Origin of the sequence: Kordiimonas sediminis, from assembly GCF_014656395.1 — a bacterium.
GTDB classification, from domain to species: Bacteria; Pseudomonadota; Alphaproteobacteria; order Sphingomonadales; family Kordiimonadaceae; genus Kordiimonas_A; species Kordiimonas_A sediminis.
In genome coordinates, this window is sequence record NZ_BNCI01000001.1 from 634,782 (window position 1) to 657,104 (window position 22,323).

The window sequence follows — 22,323 nt, forward strand, 5'->3', positions numbered from 1 at the left end:
ATAGGCTGCATCCATGCACCCCATACGCGCACTAGCATGAGTAAACGGGTGCCGTGGGGGAGTAAGTATATCATGGGACTGTATGAAAATCATATTCTGCCAAAGGTGATCAATTTCACCTGCGGACTGAAGCCAATCCGGTATCAGCGCAAGAAAGTCGTCCCGCACGCATCAGGAAAAGTCCTGGAAATCGGCATGGGAACCGGACTTAACATGCCCTATTATACCAAAGACAGCGTTGAGAGAATTTTTGGCCTGGAACCTAATCTGAAGTCCAGAGAGCTGGCTGAAGCCCCCATTCGAGACGCGGGTATTCCTGTCGACATGATTGGCTTGGACGGTCAGGACATCCCCCTTGATGACAACAGTGTCGATACGGTTGTTTTAACGTATACCTTATGCACCATACCGGACGCCGAGCGTGCAATGCGCGAGATGCGCCGCGTTTTAAAACCCGGTGGACGTTTGCTGTTCTCTGAACACGGCAAGGCGCCAGATGAAGCCGTCAGGAAATGGCAGGACCGTATCAATCCTGTCTGGAAAGCCCTGGCAGGTGGGTGCAATCTAAACCGGGACATACCAAGCCTGATTATCGCCGGGGGCTTTTCGATGGAAAAACTGGACCAGCAATATATTCCCGGCCCGAAATTCGCAAACTACACTTATTGGGGATCTGCAACATGATCAAAGCATACCTTTCTAAATCATTTTCTGTCCTTCTTTCCATTATTCTGATTACAGGTTTTGCCGTCACCAGTCTGCAGGCAGACGACAAAGAAGCGGTCCAGACACTGTATCTTGTTCGCCATGCCGAGAAAGTTGCGGACGGCTCACGGGACCCTGCACTAACTAAACTGGGCCAAACCCGTGCCAAATGGTTGGCGATGTATTTTGCCGGCAAAAAACTGGATGCTGTTTACAGCAGCAACACTACACGGACACGGGAAACAGCTGCCCCCACAGCAGAGCTCAAAAATCTGACTATTGAACTATATAACCCGGCTGACCTAAAAGGCATTGCGCAAACGGTGACTAAGGCCGGTCACACGGCGCTTATTGTCGGGCACAGCAACACCACCCCAATTCTGGCAAACCATTTGACAGGGGCGGTTCTTGAAGAGCTGGATGAGCGTACTTATTCCCTGATCTTTGTTGTCACACGATACAGTGACGGCACAGCAGGCATCAGAATTGATGAAAGCCAGCCATAAAGACAACCGTGCAACCGCGTTTACAGTGTCTCGACCATCTGGGCCGCTTATCTGCGGCCTTATGCGTATCGCAGATCAACGATGACAGCTAAGCTCCGAAAATATACAGGCGGACGGTCTCTGATTTGCCTAGCTCTCTGCCTGGTTTTTCCGCCCCGTCTATCTGCTGGCCCACCATCAGACATGCCACAGCCCTGCCTCACAGGTATTGTTTCAACTGTAATATCCGGGGACAGACTGGTACTTGACGGCAAAACCGTTCAACTGTTGGACATAAAGGCGCCAGAGTATCATGAACCTGATACCGCCTATACAACATGGCCCCACGGCGCCCAGTCAAGAGCTGCGCTGGCTGACATCACAAACGGGAAAACCGTCACCGCGCTCTGTCATGAAAAAGCATTGTTGCCAGACGGCACGCCTGTGGTCTCTCTCTTCACCGAGGACGATACCGGGAACACTGTCCATATTCAGCAGTTTCTGATCAAGAGCGGCCATGCTTTCGTCTGGCCATCCTCAAGAAATCAGGTGCAACTCGCCGTCCTCTACAGGCTGGAAGAAGAAGCACGATTGCAGAAGAAAGGCCTGTGGGCCTCAGAGCACTACCATCCCCGACAAGTACCAGATGACTTTCTGCAAGCGGGGCGTTTTATGCTGGTGCATGGCACCGTTCAGTCCAGCCAAACGGTAAAAGCGACCCATTATCTGAATTTTGGGGCAGACTGGCGCAAGGATTTCACCGCGGAACTTCCCAGAAGGATTTGGCAGGACATTCCAGACGGCGAGTCGTTCACAGGAAAAAATATCGAGGTACGCGGCTGGGTTGACCTGCGTGGAGGCCCCCGCATTCTGGTGCGCAACCCCTATCAAATACGATTACTGAATCAACCGGCGAACATTGAAGCAAAACCGGACTAGGACAAGCTAACCATCAATACGACGGAACATTCACATTCAGCAGAGCATCTTTCAGTTTTCTCAGGGCCTGATTCTCCAGTTGTCGGACCCGTTCCTTGGAAACCCCCAGACGTTCACCCAGCGCAGACAATGTCTGGGTTTCATCACATAACCGTCTATTTTCGATGATATAGCTTTCCCGTTCATTCAAACTGGACATGGCCTTTTCAAGCATCTGTTTTACCTTTGATGCATCCATGCTTTTTTCAATGATTTCATCCGGACGCGGTGCGTCTGATACCAGCAAATCCTGCCATTCCTGTGTGCGCTCACCCGCAATCATTGTGTTGAGGGAGCTGTCGACGCCGGACAAGCGGCCATCCATCATTTCCACATCCAGCACCCGAACGCCAATTTCCGACGCAACTTTCTGTCGGTCTTCCAAGGACATAGGGGCATCCTTATGCAGGCCCAGTTTTGTCTTCAACCTGCGCAGATTGAAAAACAGCGCCTTGTGGGCGGCTGTTGTGCCAGTGCGGACAATCGACCAGTTCCGTAGCACATAATCCTGGATTGATGCCCGAACCCACCAGGTAGCATAGGTGGAAAAACGGACGTCTCTTGCTGGATCAAACCGGCGGGCCGCTTCGAGAAGACCAACCGTACCTTCCTGAATCAAGTCGGCCTGCGGCAATCCATAATGCCGAAACTTTCTGGCAATCGAAATGGATAATCGAAGATATGCCTCGGTTAAATCCTTCAAGGCTTGTGGGTCGCCGTAATCATGCCAACGCGTCGCAAGATCCAGTTCCCGTTCCTTTGTTAGCAAATCGGTATTCATCGCATGCCGGACAACTTTGCGCTCATACCCATTCAGTGCGTTGTGTGCTGTCATACCCATTCCCACCCATCCTTTATATTGCGTGAAATGTACCTTATGGATTTCTTACGGACGCAACAGGTTAACGGATTATTAACAAGTCCAACAATTATTACTGATATAGTCAAGTATAAAGTTTCATTGGGAAAATAAAAAAGCCCACAGCAACGCTATGGGCTTTAAAACAGTAAATCTGCTTGGATCAGGCTTAGGCAGCCAGTTCCTTTTCAAGACGTGTGATCGCAGCTGCTTCATCAATATCTTCTACGGCAGCGACTTCACGGGCAAGACGGCCCAGTGCTGCTTCATAGATCTGACGCTCGCTGTAGGATTGCTCTGGCTGATCATCACCGCGGTGCAAGTCACGAACAACTTCTGCAATAGAAACCAGATCACCACTGTTGATCTTTGCTTCATATTCCTGGGCACGACGGCTCCACATTGTTCTTTTAACTTTGGCTTTGCCTTTCAGCGTAGTGAATGCCTGCTGCATAGTTGATTCGTTAGAAAGACGACGCATGCCGCTACCTTCTGCCTTATTGATTGGCACACGAAGAGTCATACGCTCTTTCTCAAAACGAATAACGTACAGCTCAAGCTTCAGGCCAGCAATTTCCTGAGCTTCAATTTCAGTGATACGGCCAACGCCGTGCTTGGGATAAACAATATAATCATCTACAGCGAAAGTCATTTTTTTAGATTGTTTTGCCATACCTGGTATAAATCCTTTTTGGTCCTGCTAGCCATCCCTCTGGAACGATGGCGTCATACAAACTGTCCCTAATTGCTGACAGTAAAAGGCGAACTGAATCGTGCACTCATTGACATGAGGCAGGAAGAAGTTCACCTTTAGGCATATCGTGACTGTGCCGCCGGAAAATCGGGCACATCACGCGCTTATGGGATACACCATAACATATTTTACGTGTTTATTACAGCCCTGTTGCCATAATTTTTTCTAACTCCACTGGGGTCATGCTGTTTCACCCAAAGTCATCAGGCAACAAAAAAAGCCGGGGAAAACCCGGCTTTTCGATAATACTTGATTTATCAATCAGTTAGTCGCCTGAACCTGGATTTTCAGACAGTAGCTCTTTCTTGCCTTCTTTGTCTTTCCAGTCATCCGCATCATCAGGCTGCGTACCCTTAACGGTAATATTTGGCCAGGTTTCAGAAAATTTCGTGTTAATTTCCAGCCATTCTTCAAGACCATCTTCTGTATCAGGAAGAATCGCTTCTGCTGGGCATTCAGGCTCACACACACCACAATCGATACACTCGTTCGGATTGATCACGAGCATATTTTCGCCTTCATAGAAGCAGTCAACAGGACATACTTCGACACAATCCATATATTTACAGTTAATGCAGGCTTCCGTGACCACGTATGTCATGGGTGTCTCCTCTTGGATTTCTACTGGAAATCACATTCCAAAAATTTTTAGTACTATATGCCCAATAGTGGGCATGCTGGCAACGATTTTTCTAATTAATACCGACTTATTCCCTTGATCTTAGTTTGTCGAATGCGCGTCGGTCAGCTTTGGTGGGTCTGCCCATCCCCTTTGGGCGTGCCGGTGCCTTTCCAGTGGCACCCTCTTCCGCCTCTGATGACGCCGTCGGCGGGGCAAGGTCTTCAAACAACAGGGCTGCTTCTGACGCAGGACCCCGCCGCACACCCAGATCAAGGATTTTAATCACGCGTATATGCCCGGCTTTCGGGAAGGTAAGTACATCGCCAACCCGCACAGTAGCGCTGGCTTTGGCGATAATTGTACCATTGATACGGATTTTCCGCCCTTTGCATTCCTTGGTCGCAATCGAACGGGTTTTAAAAAAACGGGCGAACCACAGCCATTTATCCAGCCGTATTTGTTCGCCCGCTTCAGACATATGTCTGTCCTATTTTTTTGAACTGGACAGAGATTCTTTCAACCCGGCAAGAGCTGCGAACGGAGAATCAGGGTCCATTTGCTTTTCTTTCTTGGGTGGACGCGCCTTATAGCTTGTCGCTTGCTTCGGACCTCGTGACTGACCTTTGGCGCCTTTGCGCTGTTTATTAGCCGGACCCGGTTTACGACCGCGATCAGCAGCGTCTGGTGCAGGCCGTCTTTTTGGTGACCAGCGGAAGAAGTAGCGTTCCACCAGCTCAGGTGTTGCCGCCTCATCCGTTGACGCATCCTCAGCCTCGGTCGAAGCTTCACCGGCCTCTACCGCTGGCTCGGACGCCTCTTCTGGTGCCTCTTCTGCAGTTACCTGTGCCGGCGCATCCTCTGCAACTGCGGCATCAGTTGCTGGTGTCGGCTCGGTAGCCTCAGTCTCTGCAGCCGCTACCTCTTCAGTAGAAGCCTCTGTCGCAGCAGCTTCCTCAGCAACAGGTGCAGGCTTAGCATTTTCTACCTGACGTGCCTCATAGCTATAGCCAATTGCAGACATGACAGCGGCAAAGTCTTCACCAGACAGCCCCACAAGGCCCATAATTTCTGGTGTTACTTCAAACCAGTCACCCCCTTGACCAAGCGGGCGTACCGTATCCGCCAGACGTTCTGACATATCCATACGCACTGCTTTTTTGCCAGCAAGGCGGAACCCTGCGAGCGCGTAAAAATCGCGCGGTGCATTGCGGTCCGCATCGGTCCAAACCATTCCAGGTGTTGGAATGTCAGGAAGATCTGTCAGATCATTGTCCATCGCCCACATCATCAGGCGCAGCTCAGTTGCATGCGGCTTCAGAATCAGCGGCATGTAAAGGTTTGCTGCACCAATACGGATACCAAAACGGCGTAACCCCTTGCGGGCTTCCTGATCCAACTGGCGTAATTCCTTGGCAACCTTGGCGCGCGGCAATACGCCGTAATGTTCAACAAGTTGATAGGCAACCCCGCGCGTAATGCCGGAAAGCGCTTCCGCTCCTTCAGGGGCTTCAATCTCGCCGTTCAGTTCCTGAGCAAGACGTACAAGCGGTTCCAGCTTTTCAGCGATGCGCGTATCCAGCCATTCCTGAGCGCGCGTCAGCACCAGTTCCGCATTCTCACCGTCTAGAAGCGTGTTCGCTGCCAGCTTGACCCGCGGCGCCAAAAAGGCACCGGTTTTATGGATCGTTGCAATAACAGTATCGTCCCACATCATTTTTGGAAAGGCGAGACCGTCTTCAAAATTCAGGGTAACGTTTTTATGGCCAATGTTATTAAACAACTTCGCCCGACGGGTGATCTCTGCCTTCAGGGCTGATTCAGCCGCTGACTTGAGAGTTTTCTGGTCGTCCCGAGCTGCTCCTGCCTCAACCTGAAAGGAGAAGCCTTTAAGCTCGCCAATTGTGTGGCCTTCTACTGCCACCTGATTAGTATCATTATCGATGCTCACGCTGAGTGTGTCCCTTTGCCTGAGCGAGCGCATGAGGACCGCCGTCCGGCGATCCACAAATCTCTGTGTTAACTTTTCATGCAATGCATCAGACAATTTGTCTTCTACACCACGCGTTACATGTGCCCAATGGGCAGCATCCTCCAGCCACCTGCTTCGGTGGGAAATATAGGTCCACACGCGAATACTGGCAATCCGGGTCGCCAAGGTATCTATATCACCGTGGGTGTTGTCAAGACGCTTTACCTGCGAAGCAATCCAGTCATGAGAGATCGTTCCAGATTTACCACACAGTTCGGTAAACAGACGGCGCAGCATAGCATGATGATCGTTTACCGAAAGTTTCCTGAAATCCGGCACACTGCAGACATCCCACAAGGTCTGAACATCCGACGGATTAACCACAAGGTCTTGAATTTCCGTATCTTTTGACAATGCAACAAGTGCTGCCATATCAACAGCATCACGCGTACGGTGAAGACCCGGCAGCGTTGCCGGCATTTCCAAAGACCGGATCAAGCGGGGGATAGTGGCAAAATCCAGCCGATTATTACGCCACTGAATATTTTTTACGGAATCAAAAGCATGCTCTTCAATTGCTTCAATCATTTCGCCAGGCATGGGTTCAGAATCACCCCCAAGTGTCGAAAAACTTCCATCCCTTTTATAGCGTCCGGCACGACCTGCGATCTGCCCTGCCTCTGCTGCCGTTAAATTTCGAAAAACCCGACCATCAAATTTGGACAATCCCGCGAAAGCCACGTGATCAATGTCCATATTCAGGCCCATGCCGATTGCATCGGTTGCAACCAGATATTCAACCTCACCACTTTGATACATTTCGACCTGGGCATTTCGGGTACGGGGGCTTAAGGCACCCATAACAATTGCGACACCGCCTTTTTGCCGACGCATCAATTCAGCCAAACCGTACACATCCGCAGAGGAAAAACCAACGATGGCACTGCGCCGCGCTAGTCTGGACAACTTTTTAGGACGACTATAAGAAAGGTTGGAAAATCGTGGTCTGGTAAGGACTTCCACATCTGGAACAAGCCTTCTGATCACAGCTTCCATGGTCGAAGATCCGAGAAGCAGCGTTTCGTAGCGCCCGCGGGTATGTAGCAAATGCTCCGTAAACACATGCCCTCTTTGCAGATCGGCTGCCATCTGCACCTCATCCAGGGCCACAAATTCTACATTTGCCTGCCGGGGCATGGCTTCTGCCGTGCAAAGAAAATATCTGGCACCTTCTGGTACGATTCGTTCTTCGCCGGTTAAAAGCGCAACTTGCCGTTTTCCCTTCACCGCTACGACGCGGTCATAGACTTCCCGTGCAAGAAGCCTGAGCGGAAACCCCATGACCCCGCTGGTGTAGGCCAGCATCCTCTCAACCGCATAGTGGGTCTTGCCAGTATTGGTGGGCCCAAGCACGGCCTTTACTTTACTCATGGATCACTTTGTCTCTGCTCATTCAAGGGCTATACAGCTACTTCAACCAGCGTACGCACAGGCTGCCTTGCTACTTTACGTCTAACACCTCCTTCATATAGGCCACATACCTGCCCCGCACTAGATTTAATCTTATTTTTGCATGCCTGACGCAGGGCAATAACGGTGACAATCAAAAACAGTCCCCAAAAAAATACGGTAAAGTATTGATATTATTATAAGTCCTTTATCAATACTTACGAATACATTGTCGGTTTCAGATAATTTTCGGGTCGTATTTCCCTGAATTTTGCTGATTCTGCGTGCCCCTGAGGACCAAAGATAAAAACAACTTTTTAGCACAACTTTATATCGGGTGACCAATTTCACCCGCCAGTCAAAGACTATGTCGAAAGTTTTTTGCGCGGGACAGGGCAGGAGGCCCTTGGAAACTACCCAGCAGCAGTACGCCCACGTTTTGTCAAACCCTGAAACACATGGATTAAGCCTCGCCTCAACCAGAACTACCCATAGCTTGAGATGTGACCGGCCCAAAACCTAATCTTTCCGCGGTTTTCAGCCACAAAGAGTCTTGACCAACGTGCGCTTTTCGCCTATACGGCGCGCTTACACCCGCTGTTGGGTGTAGCTGATCGAAAGATTCCCGGAAATAATTCCGGCAGAAAAACAAGGATAATGATCATGGCTCGCGTATGTGAACTAACTGGCAAGCGTGTAATGACTGGTAACAACGTGTCTCACGCACACAATAAAACCCGTCGTCGCTTCCTGCCAAACCTGACTAAAGCTACATTGATTTCTGACACACTTGGTCGTTCTGTCAGCCTGCGTATTTCAACACAGGCACTGCGCTCTGTTGAGCACAATGACGGTCTTGACAACTTCCTTCTGAAAGCTCGCGACGCGAACCTTTCTGCTGCGGCGCTGAAGCTGAAGAAAGAAATCAAAAAGAAAAAAGAAGCAGCTGCATAAGCAAGTTTCTTACACTACAGAATTCAGACGTCGCAATCACACCAGTTGCGGCGTCTTTTTATTTGGGCGTTACACCGTCCGGAGCATAGTCAAAAATCATCAGGAGCGTTCGCTGTAGCCTGCTCAGATTATTATCGGACATTAGATACAGACGCACACGGCCATCCGCCAGCACCTCGATATCCAGCCCTTCCATATTATCGACAGTTATTGGGCTTTCCAAAGTCGCCACATCTTCACCAACCAGTGTAGCACCGGGTAAGATTGTCTCTGCTGGAATACGTTGCAGCTTGGCCCCCGCACCTTCCACCAATGAGAATCGACGCAATAATACAAGTATGTCGCCACTGGGTAATGTTTTGGCATCGGTCGGGTAAAAGTTCTGCGGCGGCTTGAACCATAAATTGTCTGATGTACGGTCCGATTTTAAAATCCATGCCTTTAACCGTCCTTTGATATCTTTTGCCCGCTCTGCAAACGCAAGAATTGAATTTCCGCCGAACCAGGTCATCGCTTCAACACCGCCGTTTGGCGTCAAACCCCTGAAATCAACAGCAGAGGAGATATCAGAAGTGAAAGCCCACCCGCCAGGTTCCGTCACCTGTTCGAATCTGTGAAACTGCTCATACCCTACAAGGTAACCATAAGGTAACTTCAGCACACTTTCGATGTCGGTCACCTTTTTCATATCATTGTCATACTTCCTTGGAACCTGCCACGTCAGTGTCGCGTTTGAAAACGGTTCCTCAGCATCAGCATCAAAAGATGCCTGAAGCCATAACCCGAGGTCACTAACCGATATAATACCGCGCTGCGTTTTCAGGAACGTTGAAAATCCGCCAAACTGATGATGATCGGACGTAAGGGACCAGCCCTGAATATATTTAAGTTGCCCCAAACTACTTTGTGATAAGTCATCTTCATTCAGCGGAACAGGGTCAGCAAATACCTGTAATTTTTGGTCAAAATCCTTGGTTACAGAAGCTTTTCTGTCCTGTTCTGAAATCATACCTTCGGGCATAGCTGAGGCAGCTGTCACACATAGAAAAATAGCTGCAGCAGTGATGGTTAGTCTGGCAATTAGTCTTCGCATTGACCCCCCCACTGAAATGAACCTATCGGCGCATAGCCCCGCGCGGCGTTGGCAAAGTATCTTCAAACAACCCTGCAAGCTGTTCTGTCATCGCACCACCAAGCTGTTCGGCATCCAATATAGTCACTGCTCGCTTGTAATAGCGTGTAACGTCATGGCCAATGCCAATGGCGATCAATTCCACAGGGGATTTATTCTCGATCCAGCCAATAACCTGCCGCAGGTGGTTTTCCAGATAGGTGCCCGAGTTCACTGACAGCGTACTATCGTCCACAGGTGCACCGTCGGAGATCACCATCAAAATACGGCGCTCTTCCGGGCGGGCAATAAGACGGTTGTGCGCCCACAAAAGCGCCTCGCCATCAATATTCTCTTTCAAAAGGCCTTCCCGCATCATCAATCCAAGGTTTCTGCGCGCCCGGCGCCACGGTGCATCCCCTGTTTTATAGATAATGTGCCGTAAATCGTTCAGGCGCCCCGGGTTTTTCGGCCTTCCAGCCTGCAACCACTTTTCCCGACAGGAGCCGCCTTTCCAGGCCTTGGTAGTAAACCCGAGGATTTCCACCTTCACACCGCACCGTTCCAGGGTTCTAGCCAATATGTCTGCGGAAATTGCGGCAATGGATATCGGCCGGCCGCGCATGGAGCCGGAATTGTCCAAGAGCAGCGTAACAACCGTATCTTTGAAATCTGTATCAGATTCGAGTTTATAAGACAGGGGCTGCGTTGGGCTGGTCACAACCCGTGCGAGCCTGCCAGCATCCAGCACCCCTTCTTCCAGATCGAAATTCCAGTGCCGGCGCTGCTGTGCCAACAGGCGCCGCTGCAACCGGTTGGCAAGCTTGGATACCGCCCCTGTCAGGTGGGCCATCTGCTGATCCAGATATTTGCGCAGGCGCTCCAGCTCTTCAGCTTCGCACAGGTCCTCCGCCTTGACGATTTCGTCGAACTCTTCGGTAAAGATGCTGTAAAACGGCGTATCCGTCAGGGCTTCGAGCGGTCTGTTCGGACGCCACGGGATGGTCCCTTCGCTGTCACTGTCGCCCGCTTCGGCTTCGGTATCATCAAAGTCTTCTACCGCTGCCTCTGAAGACAGGTCATCCTCTGCCGTTTCCTGATCAGACTGTTCCGACCCTTCTGCGCCGCTTGAATCTTCGCTTTCGTCCTGCCCTTCACCCGGGTCAGTCTCAGATCCAGCGTCTCCGGATGCGTCGTCTTCGGACCCTTCATTTTCTTCCCGGTCCATATCCTTACCGGGGTCAGAGCCAATTAGTTCCGCAATCATAGACCGTGTGACAACGGCCAGCCCCCGCTGGTCTCCGGTCTTTTCCTCCAACTGGTCCATGTAATGACCAATGGTTTCAGTCAACCATTTACGCTGGCTTTCAACCGCAAGGGTCGCACTATCCGGGGCCGCGGCCCCTGTCAGACGTTCGCGCACCAGCATGCCAATGACCTGCGCCATACGGCCCTTTTCATCATCAGAAGGTCGCGCCAGCCCGGCTTCCGCCGCCCGCTTTTCAGAAAGAATGGCCAGATTGTCTTTCACCCCCGGCATGGCATTGGCGCCAATAGCTTCATACCGCGCCAGTTCAACCGCATCGAAAATATCCCGTGCCAATCCCCCGGCCGGTGCCAGACGAGCATGCAGCGCTGTATCATGATAACGGTGCCGCAAGGCATCCGTATCCGCCTGCCCCCGCAATGTGGCAATATCAGTAGCTGTGACAGAATGCGGTAAATGGGGCAGTGTAATCTCGTCCTGTGTAGACGGTGCACCATTCGCGCTGTAGCGAACCGTGACATTTTTGTCAGCCGCTACCGCGCGGGTAGCTGCTGCTACCGCTTCTTCAAAGATCTCTCTGGATTTGGGATCTGATCCCATGGCTTACCCTGCGATCAGATTACTGGCTGATTCTGGCAGGTCGGTACCGAAACACCGCTGATAATATTCCGCCACGATCGCGCGTTCTGCCTCGTCACACTTATTCAGGAAAGACACCCGGAATGCAAAGCCGACATCCTTGAAAATACGAGTATTCTGCACCCAGGACAAGACTGTACGCGGGCTCATAACCGTAGAGATATCACCTGCGATAAATCCAGCGCGCGACAAGTCCGCGACCTGTACCATGCTAGAGACCATTTTGGAGCCTTCTTCTGTATTAAACTCAGGCTCTTTCGCCAGCATGATCGCAAGCTCGGTATCATGGGGTAGATAATTCAGCGTTGCGACAATATTCCAGCGGTCCATCTGGCCTTGGTTGATCTGCTGAGTACCGTGATACAGCCCTGTCGTATCACCCAGCCCAATAGTGTTTGAGGTAGCAAACACCCGAAATGCCGGATGCGGGCGAATAACCCGGTTCTGATCAAGCAAGGTCAGCTTGCCTTCAACTTCCAGCACACGCTGGATCACAAACATAACATCCGGGCGGCCTGCATCATATTCATCAAAGACAATAGCCGTCGGGCTTTGCAGTGCCCACGGCAGAATACCTTCCTGAAACTCTGTTACCTGTTTGCCGTCTTTCAGGACAATCGCATCCTTGCCTACAAGATCGATCCGGCTGATATGACTATCCAGATTGACCCGCACGGTTGGCCAGTTCAGACGCGCTGCAACCTGTTCAATATGAGTAGATTTACCGGTGCCGTGATAGCCCTGGATCATAACCCGCCGGTTAAAGGCAAACCCTGCCAGAATGGCCAGCGTTGTATCATGGTCAAAGACATAGCTGGTGTCTATATCAGGGACATGTTCGGACCGTTCTGCAAAGGCAGGTACTTCCATATCAAGATCCAGACCAAAAATGTCCCGCACAGAAACTGTATGATCAGGTTGGGATAAATTGGGGATGGTATCTTTGTGGGCCGATGTCATAAAAACCTCTCGCAGTGAACTAACTGATATAAACCTTTTGGCAGCCGGGGCCTTTCGCGCTAAGAAAGACACGAAGGAAGCGCTGTTACAAGTCTTTCCTGATAGAAAAATGTAAATTCTTCGGCATTGGGAACACATTAATGGGCAAACTTGCTGCACTTATAGAGACTAAACTACAATCGGCCCTTGCGCCCATTACCCTCGAGGTAATAGACGACAGCGCAAGCCACGCCGGGCATGTCGGCAATCCCGGTGGTGACAGAGAGTCCCACTTCCATGTCAATATCGTATCCGAGGCTTTCACGGGTCAATCCAGAGTGTCCAGACAGCGCATGGTCAACAAAGCACTGGCCGAAGAGCTGAAAGGCCCTATTCATGCACTAAGCATGACAACGCGCGCCCCGGACGAGGCATAATTTTCCGGAAATAATCACATACAGCCCAGATCACACACTGGTGATTGGCAGTTGAACTTTCGAACAACTATGATCAAGCCATGATGAAGCGATTTTTTGTATTTTTGAGTGTCTTATGTCTGTCCTCACTGGCCACCGCCCAGGAGGCAGAGCGTCCTGCATCCCCTGAACGCCTGACTGTCATTGAACTATTCACCAGTCAGGGCTGCAGCAGCTGCCCGCCTGCGGATGCCGCACTGCGGACAATGCGGGACCGTCCGGGGGTCCTTGCCCTATCATGGCCCGTAGACTATTGGGACCGATTGGGGTGGGAAGATACTTTCGCGGATCCGTATAATGCGCAGCGACAGGCGGCCTACAACAAACGGCTGGGCCGAGGCGGCGTCTTCACCCCGCAGATGATATTTGATGGCAGGTTCGAATGTGTTGGCTCCCGCAAGGAAGAAGTCAGTGAAAAAATACAGTTTGCCCGTACGCTTGACCGTCCCGAATACACAATCGGTCTGGACAAAGCAGGCGACCAGATAACCCTGTCTTTACCACAGTCCATAGTGAATGCGACTATTTCCGTACGTGTCGTCTGGTACCAGGCAGATGCAACCGTCGAAATTGGTGATGGCGAAAATCGTGGCCGGCGTCTGCACTATACCAATGTGGTTCGCGACTTTAAAATGCTCGACGACTGGAACGGGGATGCTGTGACACATGAAATCAACACAGCAGAAGCGCCGGAAAATGTCACGCACATCGCGGTATTACTGCAGGAAGAATACGGACACGGCCCCATTGTAGGTGCTGCCACACTTTCACTGCGCGACTAGATTTACCGCAAGAAATGCGGTGTAAAGCAGGGCCAAAGACGCGTAAGGCGGTAAAATACCCTGCGGTCTGCGGACGGTTTCCCTTGACATTCCTCCAGATAAACGGCATATGCCGCGCGCAGGCAGTCTCCCGCGTTGGAGTTCCTGCACAGTTTCCATGGTGGAAACAAGAGATCGAGCGAGATTTCCGCACTGACGTCAGTGCAGGCCATAAAGACACTTCATCAGTATCTGGGTCCGGGGAAAAGCGTTTCGGTTTTTCTTTGGATTATATAGACGGCGACTTCCTGATATGGAGGGACGCCTATTTGGATATTGCATGACACAAACATTTTCTGACCTTGGTCTTAACGACGGCTTGATGCGTACGCTTGAAGAGCAGGGCTATTCAACCCCCACCCCAATTCAAAACAAAGCGATCCCGTTTCTAATGGGTGGCGGCGACATGATCGGTGTTGCCCAAACAGGTAGCGGTAAGACGGCTGCTTTTGTACTGCCAATTCTAAACCAGCTTGCCAAAATTGACAGTAAACCAAAGCCTGGCATGCCGCGCGCTCTGTTTCTGGCACCAACACGCGAACTTGCCATGCAGATTGGTGAATGCGTGAAGGATATGGCGCGTTTCCTCAAGCTGAAGCAGTGCACGGTTTTCGGCGGCGCCCCATACAAGACACAGATCCACATCCTGAACCGCGGTGTTGATGTTCTGGTTGCTACACCGGGTCGTCTGCTTGATCACATCAAACAGGGTAATATTTATCTGGATGAAACCAGTTTCTTTGTTCTTGATGAAGCCGACCGCATGCTGGACATGGGCTTCATTGATGATGTTACCAAAATCGGCCGGAAACTGATTTCCCCGCATCAGTCGATCATGTTCTCGGCAACATTCGAGCCACGTATCCGCCAGTTGGCTGAAACCCTGCTTGATTCACCTGAGCTGATTGAAATCGAACAAAAGCAGGGCGTTGCTGATAATATCGACCACAGAGTTCTCTTTACCTATAAGGATGAAAAGAAGAACCTGCTGTTACATATGCTCGAAGAAATAAACCCCGGCAGAAGTATTATCTTTGTCCGTACCCGCCGCGATGCAGACGATGTTGCCTGGTTACTTAATAAAAACAAATATAAAGCAGACGCCATCCACGGTGATAAAAATCAGCGTGTTCGTCAGCGTATGATCAATAATTTCAAGGCAGGCAAGTTTGACTTCCTTGTCGCGACCGATGTTGCGGCCCGCGGTATCGATGTAAAAGACATTACCCATGTCTTTAATATGGATGTACCAGTTGAGGCAGAAAACTATATCCACCGTGTTGGCCGAACTGCCCGTGGTGGCGGCGAAGGCACAGCCTTTACGTTCTGTGACCGCGGTGAACTGCACCAGTTACGCACCATCGAACGACTGATCAAAAGCACGATTGATGTTATCGAAGATCACCCGTTCCCAATGCCGGAACCAGTGAAAAAGCCACGGCCAAAAAGACGGAGAGAAGCCGACAGCCGGTCCCGCAAACGCCCAAGCACCGGTAAAGTGCGCCGTACAAGTGACGCTGGCCTTAGCCGCGGCGCTGGCCCTGCCCGCAGCAAACCCACCCGCACACGCGCCAAAGGCGACTGGGATCCAACCAAAGTCGACACCGGTGACGCAGTTGCACCGCGTACCAGACAGGATGCAGCAGAGCAGGAGCCACAGCGTGATCGCCGTAAACCGAAGGCAAAACGCCCCGGCGCGACCAGCAAGCCGCACCGTAAAGGCAGAAGCGCGACCGCAAAACCTGGCAAGCCCGGCAAACCAGCCCGCAAGCGTTCTGAAAAATCAGCGGCTGGTGACCGGTCCCAAAAGCCTGCACGCGCAGCCAAAGGTGGCCGCGGCGGCAAGCGTAAAAGCAATGATGGGGGTGGAAGTCCTCTGACCCGTGCAGCGCGCTAGTAGTAGCTGCAATCAAAATATTTTATGATCAGGGCGCGATATTTTCGCGCCCTTTTCATATCAAACTCAAAAAAGCAGCTAGTCTTGCAACCGCTTCTGTGCCCAGCAGGCCGTTTCAGCAACCACGGGATCCGGGTCAGCACACAATCGCTCAATCTTCGGCAAAAGTGACCGATCCCCGCTATTGCCGGCAGCCACAAGTACATTGCGAATAAATCGGTTGCGGCCAATGCGTTTAATTGGACTGCCCGAGAAAACTGTCCGGAAGTCTGCGTCTTCCAGATCAAGCAGGTCCTTGATCGGCGGTGCCCCAAGCTCGGCGCGCGCATGAAATCCACTTTCACTTGCCCGCTTAGCAAACTTGTTCCAGGGGCAGGCCGCTAAACAATCATCACAGCCATATATTCTGTTACCCATCTGCTCCATAAAAGACGGGTCAATCATGCCTTTATGTTCAATCGTCAGATAGGAAATACAGCGCCTGGCATCAATTTTTCGTTCGGCGGTGAAAGCATTTGTCGGACATATATCCAGGCACGCCCTGCAGGATCCGCACTGGTCCCGGTGGGGAGTATCCGGATCAAGTGCGAGTGTTGTATAAATAGCCCCCAGAAAAAGCCAGCTTCCAAAGTCAGGCGAGACAACATTAGTATGTTTGCCTTGCCACCCAAGACCCGCCTGTGCTGCCAGCGGCTTTTCCGGCACCGGGGCCGTATCAACAAAAACTTTCAGATCACAGGTGAACTCCTGCGCCATCCAGCGGCCAAGGGCTTTCAGCTTCTTTTTAACAATATCATGATAGTCCTTACCCCGCGCATAAACCGATATATTGGCATAGTCAGGATAGTCCAGAAGGGTTAACGGGTCGTGGGACGGCCCATAATTCAGCCCAAGTGCAATAACAGAAACAGCGTCCGGCCAAAGATTTTGGGGCTGTTCCCGGTGGTGGCGCCGTTCCGCCATCCACTGCATATCTCCGTATCGTTCCTCCGCGATAAATTCGCGCAGACCCGTTACATGCCCGTCACCCATGCGGGCCACAGTGAACCCGACGGTATCAAAGCCCAGCTCTTTCGCTTTTTCTGTAATTCGGCTTTTGTACTGCGCCGCAGACATTCAGAAATCTACATTATCATAGTGCACAGGCGGCCGGATACCAGGGACGCGGTCTTGCAGAAGGGACCGCATCGACCGGCGCGACTTTACCCGCATGTACCAGTCTTTTACCTCTGGCCAGTCAGACCAGTGCACATCCCCAAAATAGTCAATCACAGATAAATGCGCAGCTGCAGCCGCATCTGCCATGGTGAAGTATTTCCCAGTCAGATAGTTACGGTCTGCCACCAGATAGGTGATGTATTTCATGTGCGTTTTCAAATTGTGGGCCGCACAGCGTACGGCGGTCGAATCAGGTACGCCAATGCCGTAAATCCGTTTATGCAGCTTTTCGCTAACCAGAAGCCGCGTTACTTCCGTACCGATCTTCGTATGAAACCACCCTATCAATCTACGAATTTCATACCGCTCATCCACTGATCCAATCAACAGTGCCGGTTCCGGGATCGCTTCTTCGAGATATTCTGCGATTGCCTTGGTGCCTGAATAGGCTTTGCCGTCATCCATAACCAGCACAGGCACTTCGCCCGCAGGGTTTAAAGCCAGAAAAGCAGGCCTGCGTTCCCATTCCCGTTCTTCGCGCAAATCAATATCAACGCGTTTTTCTGCAAGAATAACACGGATAAAACGGGCGGCAGGACTAAGCCAATGGTGATACAGTGTAGGCATGGTAGCTTTTTACCGATATTGCATCAGAAAAGCTACCATGTGTTTACACTTATTACGCGGAAAGTGCTTCGGCGTCCGCCTCTACCGTTACCGGATGTTCCAAACGGGCAAGCATTTCCCGTGGAACCACCTGCCAGAAGTTGCCAAGTTTGGCATCCCAGTTAGACAGAATAGTTGCCCCCCAGCGGGAGCCGGTCTCCTGTACATGGCGTTCAATCTCTGTGCGCAGTGTTTCTGTCCAGTGCCCAGGCTCTGGCCGGATATAGATGACCGTGTCATCATTTACCTTAGATGCGAAACTGTTATTTTCGTCATAGATAAACGCCATGCCCCCGGTCATGCCGGCACCAAAGTTTTCACCAACATCGCCCAGAATAACCGCAAGACCGCCCGTCATATATTCACAGCCGTTGGCCCCGCACCCTTCGACGACAACGGTTGCGCCGGAATTACGAACCGCAAATCGCTCGCCCGCTTGTCCCGCCGCATACAGATATCCTGACGTAGCCCCGTAAAGAACCGTATTACCGATAATGGTGTTATAGCGTGCCGTGATCCCAGACCGGTTACTGGGGCGTACAACAATTGTACCACCCGACAGGCCCTTGCCGACATAATCATTGGCATCACCGGCCACAACCAGCTTCAGACCCTGTACCGCAAAGGCACCGAGCGACTGTCCGGCCGAGCCACGAAGACGAACCGTCACATGATCGGGTTTCAGCCCTGTCATGCCGAATCTGTTGGTTATCTCAGACGAGAACCGGGTCCCAACCGCACGCTGCGTATTCTGAATGCTGTAGGTCAACTGCATCTTTTCACCGCGGCTAAAGACGGCTTTTGCGTCCAGAAGCATCTGTGCATCCAGCGAATCCGGTACTTCATTACGACCCTCAAGCGTACAGATTGCCTGATGGTTCCGGCCACCCACCTGCACAAGAAGCGGGTTCAAGTCAAGATCATCCAGATGATCCGCACCGCGGCTGACCTGATGCAACAAGTCGGTCCGGCCAACAATTTCATTCAGGCTGCTCGCGCCCAACTCGGCAAGGATTTCACGTACCTCTTCTGCGATAAAACTAAAGAGATTCACTACCTTGTCTGCTGTGCCCGTAAACTTCTTCCGAAGTGCCTCGTCCTGCGTACATACACCGACCGGACATGTGTTTGAATGACATTGCCGCACCATAATGCAGCCCATCGCCACCAAAGAGGCAGTACCAACGCCAAATTCTTCTGCGCCGAGTATGGCCCCGACCACCACGTCGCGGCCCGTACGGATTCCGCCGTCTGTACGCAGAGTTACACGGTGCCGTAATCCATTCAAAGTCAGAACCTGGTTAACCTCGGCAAGGCCAATTTCCCACGGGGTACCTGCATATTTGATGCTGGTTTGCGGGCTTGCGCCTGTGCCGCCTGAATGCCCTGATATCAGGATCACATCCGCATGGGCTTTCGCAACACCTGCTGCAATCGTGCCAATCCCGGCAGAGGAAACAAGCTTGACGCATACTTTCGCCCGCGGATTGATCTGTTTCAGATCATAGATAAGCTGGGCCAGATCCTCGATTGAATAAATATCATGGTGCGGCGGCGGTGAAATCAGCGTCACACCCGGTGTAGAGTGCCGCAACCGTGCAATCATATCCGTAACCTTAAAACCGGGAAGCTGGCCACCTTCACCCGGTTTCGCACCCTGTGCGACCTTGATTTCCAGTTCTTCGCAGGCATTCAGATATTCTGCCGTCACGCCAAACCGCCCAGAGGCAACCTGCTTGATCGGACTATTGGCATTGTCACCATTTTCATACGGCGTGAAACGTTTAGTGTCTTCGCCGCCTTCACCAGAGACTGATTTCGCCCCAATACGGTTCATGGCAATGGCCAGCGTTTCGTGAGCTTCAACCGACAAAGCGCCAAGAGACATGCCCGGCGTGATAAAGCGTTTCCGGATTTCCGTGATCGATTCCACCTCTTCAAGCGGCAAGGGTTCATCAGGCCGTTTGAAATCCAAAAGGTCCCGCAAATTAACTGGCGGCAGGCTATGTAGCCCCTTTGAATAGGTTAGATATTTGGCATAATTGTCACTGCCAACTGCGGTTTGCAGCATATGAATCAACTGGCCGTCAAACGCATGAACCTCTTCATTCCGACGGAACCGGTACAAGCCGCCGATCGGCAATGAAACCACCTCTGATTTAAATGCCTTCTCATGCTGCTCCAGAATTTTCTGCTGCACACCCGCAAGACCAATGCCGGAAATCTTGGACGGCATGCCCGGGAAAAATTCCGCAACAAGTGCGCGCGACAGACCAAGCGCCTCGAAATTATAACCGCCACGATAACTGGAGATTACCGAGATACCCATTTTACTGAGGATCTTCAAAAGGCCCTGATCAATGGCTTCACGGGCCCGAATGATCGCGGCCTCAAGCGATATATCCCCAAACAGACCTTTTGCATGACGGTCTGCAATGGCGTCCTGCGTCAAATACGCATTAACAGTCGTAGCACCCGCCCCGATCAGGACGGCATAATAATGGGTATCCATACATTCCGCAGACCGCACATTCAGGCTGGTAAAGGTACGCAGACCCCGCGACACCAGATGCGTATGCACACCGCCCGTTGCCAGAATCATGGGGATAGGCGCACGGTCATCATTTATGCATTCGTCCGTCAGGAACAAATGGCGTCTGCCTTCCCGAACGGCGTCTTCTGCCTCGCTTTTGATCCGGTCCAGCGCTTCCCTGAGCGCCATCTGACCGCCACCCACGTCAAAGGTACAGTCAATAACCTGCGATTCTGCCCCAAAATGCTGCTGCAACGCACCCCATTCACGATTGGTCAGTACCGGGCTTTCAAACACAAGTGCGTCCGCCTGGGTATGACCTTCGTCCAACACGTTTGCGAAGTTACCAAAACGTGTTTTCAGGCTCATGACCCTGTGTTCCCGCAGGCTATCAATCGGCGGATTTGTCACCTGCGAGAAATTCTGCCGGAAATAGTGGCTAAGGTTCCGGTATTTCTTCGACAGAACCGCAAGCGGCGTATCATCGCCCATGGAACCAATGGCTTCTTTGGCTGTGGCGACCTGCGGATGCAAGATCATTTCCAAATCTTCATTGGTAATCCCGGCGACTGTCTGCCGTCTGCGTAGTTCTTCGGCTTTAAAGGTCTGCTGTTCCGGGCCACGGTAATTGGGCAGGTCTTCAATGGACTTGATATCGTCTACCCATTCCTCAAATGGTTGGGATGCAGCCAGCTTATCCTTGATAGCGCGGTCATGATAAAACTGCCCTTCCTGCAGATCGAGGGCAATCATCTGCCCCGGCCCAAGACGGCCTTTCTCCCGAACCCGTTCTTCATCAATGACAACCATACCCGTCTCTGATCCGACAATCAGCAAGCCGTCCGTTGTCAGGGTAAAGCGCATCGGACGCAAACCGTTACGGTCCAGCCCCGCAATGATCCAGCGGCCATCCGTAGCAGCAAGCGCCGCAGGACCATCCCACGGTTCCATCACACTGTTTGTATAGGTGTACATTGCCTCGTGCGCGGGCGGCAGTGTGCTTTTCTTCGACCATGCCTCTGGCACAAGCAGTGTTTTAACCATGGGCGCAGACCGGCCTGCGCGGACCATCACTTCAAACACGGCATCAAGGGCCGCACTGTCTGATGCACCGTTTGGAATAACCGGCTTAATATCCTCTGACCGGTCCCCGAACGCGATCGACGCCATTCTAATCTGATGGCTTTTCATCCAGTTGGAATTGCCGCGAATGGTATTGATTTCCCCATTATGGGCAAGCATGCGAAACGGCTGTGCTAACCACCACTGTGGGAAGGTATTTGTCGAATAGCGCTGATGATAAATCGCAAAGCTGGACACAAATCCTTCATCCTGCAAATCCGGATAAAAGGTCGATAACTGTTCTGCCAAAAACAGACCTTTGTAGATCACACTGCGGCTGGAGAAGGAACAAATATAAAAGCCGCCTACCTGTGCCGCGATGACAGCCTTCTCTACCCGGCGTCGGATGATATAAAGCTCCCGTTCGAAGGTTTCATCATCAACCCCCTTGGAGTTCGCAATCATGATTTGCTCAATCTCCGGGCGGGTTGCCTCGGCCTTCTCACCGATCACAGAAATATCAACCGGTACCTGACGCCAGCCGTAGATCGTATAGCCAAACTGTAGAATTTCCCCTTCTACAATTGTACGGCATGTTTCCTGTGCAGCCAGATCAACACGGGGCAGAAAAACCATGCCAACGGCCAGACGTCCGGCTATGGGTTCGTGCCCGGTTGCTCGCACATGCTGCTTGAAGAACTCTTGCGGGATTTCAACATGTATCCCTGCACCGTCACCGGTTTTGCCGTCAGCATCCACCGCACCGCGGTGCCAGATTGCCTTCAGTGCTTCAATCCCCTTCAGGACAACTTCCCGTGTAGGTCTGCCGTCAATGGCAGCAACAAGTCCTACACCGCAGGCATCACGCTCTTCATCCGGGGAATATAAACCAACAGGTCCAGGAATATGGTCGTTTTGAAATGTCATTGTCTTCTACTCATTCATAATAATTATCTAAGGAGAGTGGCGCTGCCTGATA

General features: G+C 51.6%; 18 protein-coding genes. 7 read left to right on the forward strand and 11 right to left on the reverse strand.

The features are described from left to right. Positions 1-72: 72 nt before the first annotated feature. The 3 genes from IE181_RS02835 (at position 73) to IE181_RS02845 (ending at position 2,129) form a co-directional block, all read left to right on the forward strand. Positions 73-684 (forward strand): class I SAM-dependent methyltransferase, encoded by a 612-nt coding sequence (locus IE181_RS02835; RefSeq protein ID WP_191250033.1) that lies wholly within the window; start codon positions 73-75, stop codon positions 682-684. Next, the gene (locus IE181_RS02840) at positions 681-1,211 is read left to right on the forward strand and encodes a SixA phosphatase family protein (RefSeq protein ID WP_191250034.1); all 531 of its coding nucleotides are present in this window, start codon (positions 681-683) and stop codon (positions 1,209-1,211) included. The genes IE181_RS02835 and IE181_RS02840 overlap by 4 nt, the downstream gene beginning before the upstream one ends. Positions 1,212-1,292: 81 nt before the next feature. Beyond that, the gene (locus IE181_RS02845; RefSeq protein WP_191250035.1) at positions 1,293-2,129 is read left to right on the forward strand and encodes a thermonuclease family protein; all 837 of its coding nucleotides are present in this window, start codon (positions 1,293-1,295) and stop codon (positions 2,127-2,129) included. Positions 2,130-2,142: 13 nt separating this feature from the next. Here the strand turns inward: IE181_RS02845 and IE181_RS02850 are convergent, their stop codons facing one another. The 5 genes from IE181_RS02850 to IE181_RS02870 form a co-directional block, all read right to left on the reverse strand. Further along, positions 2,143-3,003 (reverse strand): RNA polymerase factor sigma-32, encoded by an 861-nt coding sequence (locus tag IE181_RS02850; RefSeq protein ID WP_191250036.1) that lies wholly within the window; start codon positions 3,001-3,003, stop codon positions 2,143-2,145. A 193-nt stretch (positions 3,004-3,196) separates the two neighbouring features. Then, entirely contained in the window at positions 3,197-3,700 is a 504-nt protein-coding gene (locus IE181_RS02855; protein ID WP_191250037.1) for a CarD family transcriptional regulator, read from the reverse strand. A 346-nt stretch (positions 3,701-4,046) separates the two neighbouring features. Beyond that, complete coding sequence (gene fdxA, locus IE181_RS02860; RefSeq protein ID WP_191250038.1) at positions 4,047-4,382, reverse strand: ferredoxin FdxA; 336 nt, start codon at positions 4,380-4,382, stop codon at positions 4,047-4,049. Between the two features lie 106 nt (positions 4,383-4,488). After that, positions 4,489-4,881: an RNA-binding S4 domain-containing protein gene (locus tag IE181_RS02865; RefSeq protein ID WP_191250039.1), complete on the reverse strand. Its 393-nt coding sequence runs from the start codon at positions 4,879-4,881 to the stop codon at positions 4,489-4,491. A 9-nt stretch (positions 4,882-4,890) separates the two neighbouring features. Next, on the reverse strand, positions 4,891-7,803 hold the full coding sequence (locus IE181_RS02870) for a helicase-related protein (RefSeq protein WP_191250040.1): 2,913 nt from the start codon (positions 7,801-7,803) through the stop codon (positions 4,891-4,893). 681 nt (positions 7,804-8,484) lie between these two features. Here IE181_RS02870 and rpmB point away from each other — a divergent pair. Beyond that, positions 8,485-8,775 (forward strand): 50S ribosomal protein L28, encoded by a 291-nt coding sequence (gene rpmB, locus IE181_RS02875; RefSeq protein WP_191250041.1) that lies wholly within the window; start codon positions 8,485-8,487, stop codon positions 8,773-8,775. Positions 8,776-8,833: 58 nt separating this feature from the next. On the opposite strand, the gene IE181_RS02880 is transcribed toward rpmB, so the two are convergent. Genes IE181_RS02880 through cobS form a run of 3 tightly spaced genes read right to left on the reverse strand, consistent with a single transcriptional unit; the run spans position 8,834 to position 12,752 of the window. Further along, complete coding sequence (locus tag IE181_RS02880; protein WP_191250042.1) at positions 8,834-9,868, reverse strand: esterase-like activity of phytase family protein; 1,035 nt, start codon at positions 9,866-9,868, stop codon at positions 8,834-8,836. A 22-nt stretch (positions 9,869-9,890) separates the two neighbouring features. Continuing rightward, positions 9,891-11,753, reverse strand: a complete 1,863-nt coding sequence (cobT, locus tag IE181_RS02885) for a cobaltochelatase subunit CobT (protein ID WP_191250043.1) — start codon at positions 11,751-11,753, stop codon at positions 9,891-9,893. 3 nt (positions 11,754-11,756) lie between these two features. After that, positions 11,757-12,752 (reverse strand): cobaltochelatase subunit CobS, encoded by a 996-nt coding sequence (gene cobS / locus IE181_RS02890; RefSeq protein ID WP_191250044.1) that lies wholly within the window; start codon positions 12,750-12,752, stop codon positions 11,757-11,759. A 140-nt stretch (positions 12,753-12,892) separates the two neighbouring features. On the opposite strand from cobS, the gene IE181_RS02895 reads away from it, so the two are divergent. The 3 genes from IE181_RS02895 (at position 12,893) to IE181_RS02905 (ending at position 15,925) form a co-directional block, all read left to right on the forward strand. Further along, positions 12,893-13,168 carry a BolA family protein gene (locus IE181_RS02895; protein WP_191250045.1) on the forward strand — a complete coding sequence of 92 codons (276 nt, stop codon included), beginning with the start codon at positions 12,893-12,895 and terminating at the stop codon, positions 13,166-13,168. Positions 13,169-13,248: 80 nt separating this feature from the next. After that, positions 13,249-13,989 (forward strand): DUF1223 domain-containing protein, encoded by a 741-nt coding sequence (locus IE181_RS02900; RefSeq protein ID WP_191250046.1) that lies wholly within the window; start codon positions 13,249-13,251, stop codon positions 13,987-13,989. Between the two features lie 319 nt (positions 13,990-14,308). Next, positions 14,309-15,925: a DEAD/DEAH box helicase gene (locus tag IE181_RS02905; RefSeq protein WP_191250047.1), complete on the forward strand. Its 1,617-nt coding sequence runs from the start codon at positions 14,309-14,311 to the stop codon at positions 15,923-15,925. Between the two features lie 78 nt (positions 15,926-16,003). Here IE181_RS02905 and queG read toward each other — a convergent pair whose 3' ends face one another. From queG to gltB, 3 genes are read right to left on the reverse strand one after another with little or no spacing between them, the layout of a single operon-like run. After that, positions 16,004-17,041, reverse strand: a complete 1,038-nt coding sequence (gene queG, locus IE181_RS02910; RefSeq protein WP_191250048.1) for a tRNA epoxyqueuosine(34) reductase QueG — start codon at positions 17,039-17,041, stop codon at positions 16,004-16,006. After that, positions 17,042-17,710 carry a glutathione S-transferase family protein gene (locus IE181_RS02915; RefSeq protein WP_191250049.1) on the reverse strand — a complete coding sequence of 223 codons (669 nt, stop codon included), beginning with the start codon at positions 17,708-17,710 and terminating at the stop codon, positions 17,042-17,044. A gap of 52 nt (positions 17,711-17,762) precedes the next feature. Then, complete coding sequence (gene gltB, locus IE181_RS02920) at positions 17,763-22,271, reverse strand: glutamate synthase large subunit (protein ID WP_191250050.1); 4,509 nt, start codon at positions 22,269-22,271, stop codon at positions 17,763-17,765. Positions 22,272-22,323: the final 52 nt, after the last annotated feature.

Coding starts and splice junctions, on each gene's coding strand:
- IE181_RS02835 (WP_191250033.1), top strand. CDS start 73: ATGGGACTGTATGAAAATCATATTCTGCCAAAGGTGATCAATTTCACC.
- IE181_RS02840 (WP_191250034.1), top strand. CDS start 681: ATGATCAAAGCATACCTTTCTAAATCATTTTCTGTCCTTCTTTCCATT.
- IE181_RS02845 (WP_191250035.1), top strand. CDS start 1,293: ATGACAGCTAAGCTCCGAAAATATACAGGCGGACGGTCTCTGATTTGC.
- IE181_RS02850 (WP_191250036.1), bottom strand. CDS start 3,003: ATGACAGCACACAACGCACTGAATGGGTATGAGCGCAAAGTTGTCCGG.
- IE181_RS02855 (WP_191250037.1), bottom strand. CDS start 3,700: ATGGCAAAACAATCTAAAAAAATGACTTTCGCTGTAGATGATTATATT.
- fdxA (WP_191250038.1), bottom strand. CDS start 4,382: ATGACATACGTGGTCACGGAAGCCTGCATTAACTGTAAATATATGGAT.
- IE181_RS02865 (WP_191250039.1), bottom strand. CDS start 4,881: ATGTCTGAAGCGGGCGAACAAATACGGCTGGATAAATGGCTGTGGTTC.
- IE181_RS02870 (WP_191250040.1), bottom strand. CDS start 7,803: ATGAGTAAAGTAAAGGCCGTGCTTGGGCCCACCAATACTGGCAAGACC.
- rpmB (WP_191250041.1), top strand. CDS start 8,485: ATGGCTCGCGTATGTGAACTAACTGGCAAGCGTGTAATGACTGGTAAC.
- IE181_RS02880 (WP_191250042.1), bottom strand. CDS start 9,868: ATGCGAAGACTAATTGCCAGACTAACCATCACTGCTGCAGCTATTTTT.
- cobT (WP_191250043.1), bottom strand. CDS start 11,753: ATGGGATCAGATCCCAAATCCAGAGAGATCTTTGAAGAAGCGGTAGCA.
- cobS (WP_191250044.1), bottom strand. CDS start 12,752: ATGACATCGGCCCACAAAGATACCATCCCCAATTTATCCCAACCTGAT.
- IE181_RS02895 (WP_191250045.1), top strand. CDS start 12,893: ATGGGCAAACTTGCTGCACTTATAGAGACTAAACTACAATCGGCCCTT.
- IE181_RS02900 (WP_191250046.1), top strand. CDS start 13,249: ATGATGAAGCGATTTTTTGTATTTTTGAGTGTCTTATGTCTGTCCTCA.
- IE181_RS02905 (WP_191250047.1), top strand. CDS start 14,309: ATGACACAAACATTTTCTGACCTTGGTCTTAACGACGGCTTGATGCGT.
- queG (WP_191250048.1), bottom strand. CDS start 17,041: ATGTCTGCGGCGCAGTACAAAAGCCGAATTACAGAAAAAGCGAAAGAG.
- IE181_RS02915 (WP_191250049.1), bottom strand. CDS start 17,710: ATGCCTACACTGTATCACCATTGGCTTAGTCCTGCCGCCCGTTTTATC.
- gltB (WP_191250050.1), bottom strand. CDS start 22,271: ATGACATTTCAAAACGACCATATTCCTGGACCTGTTGGTTTATATTCC.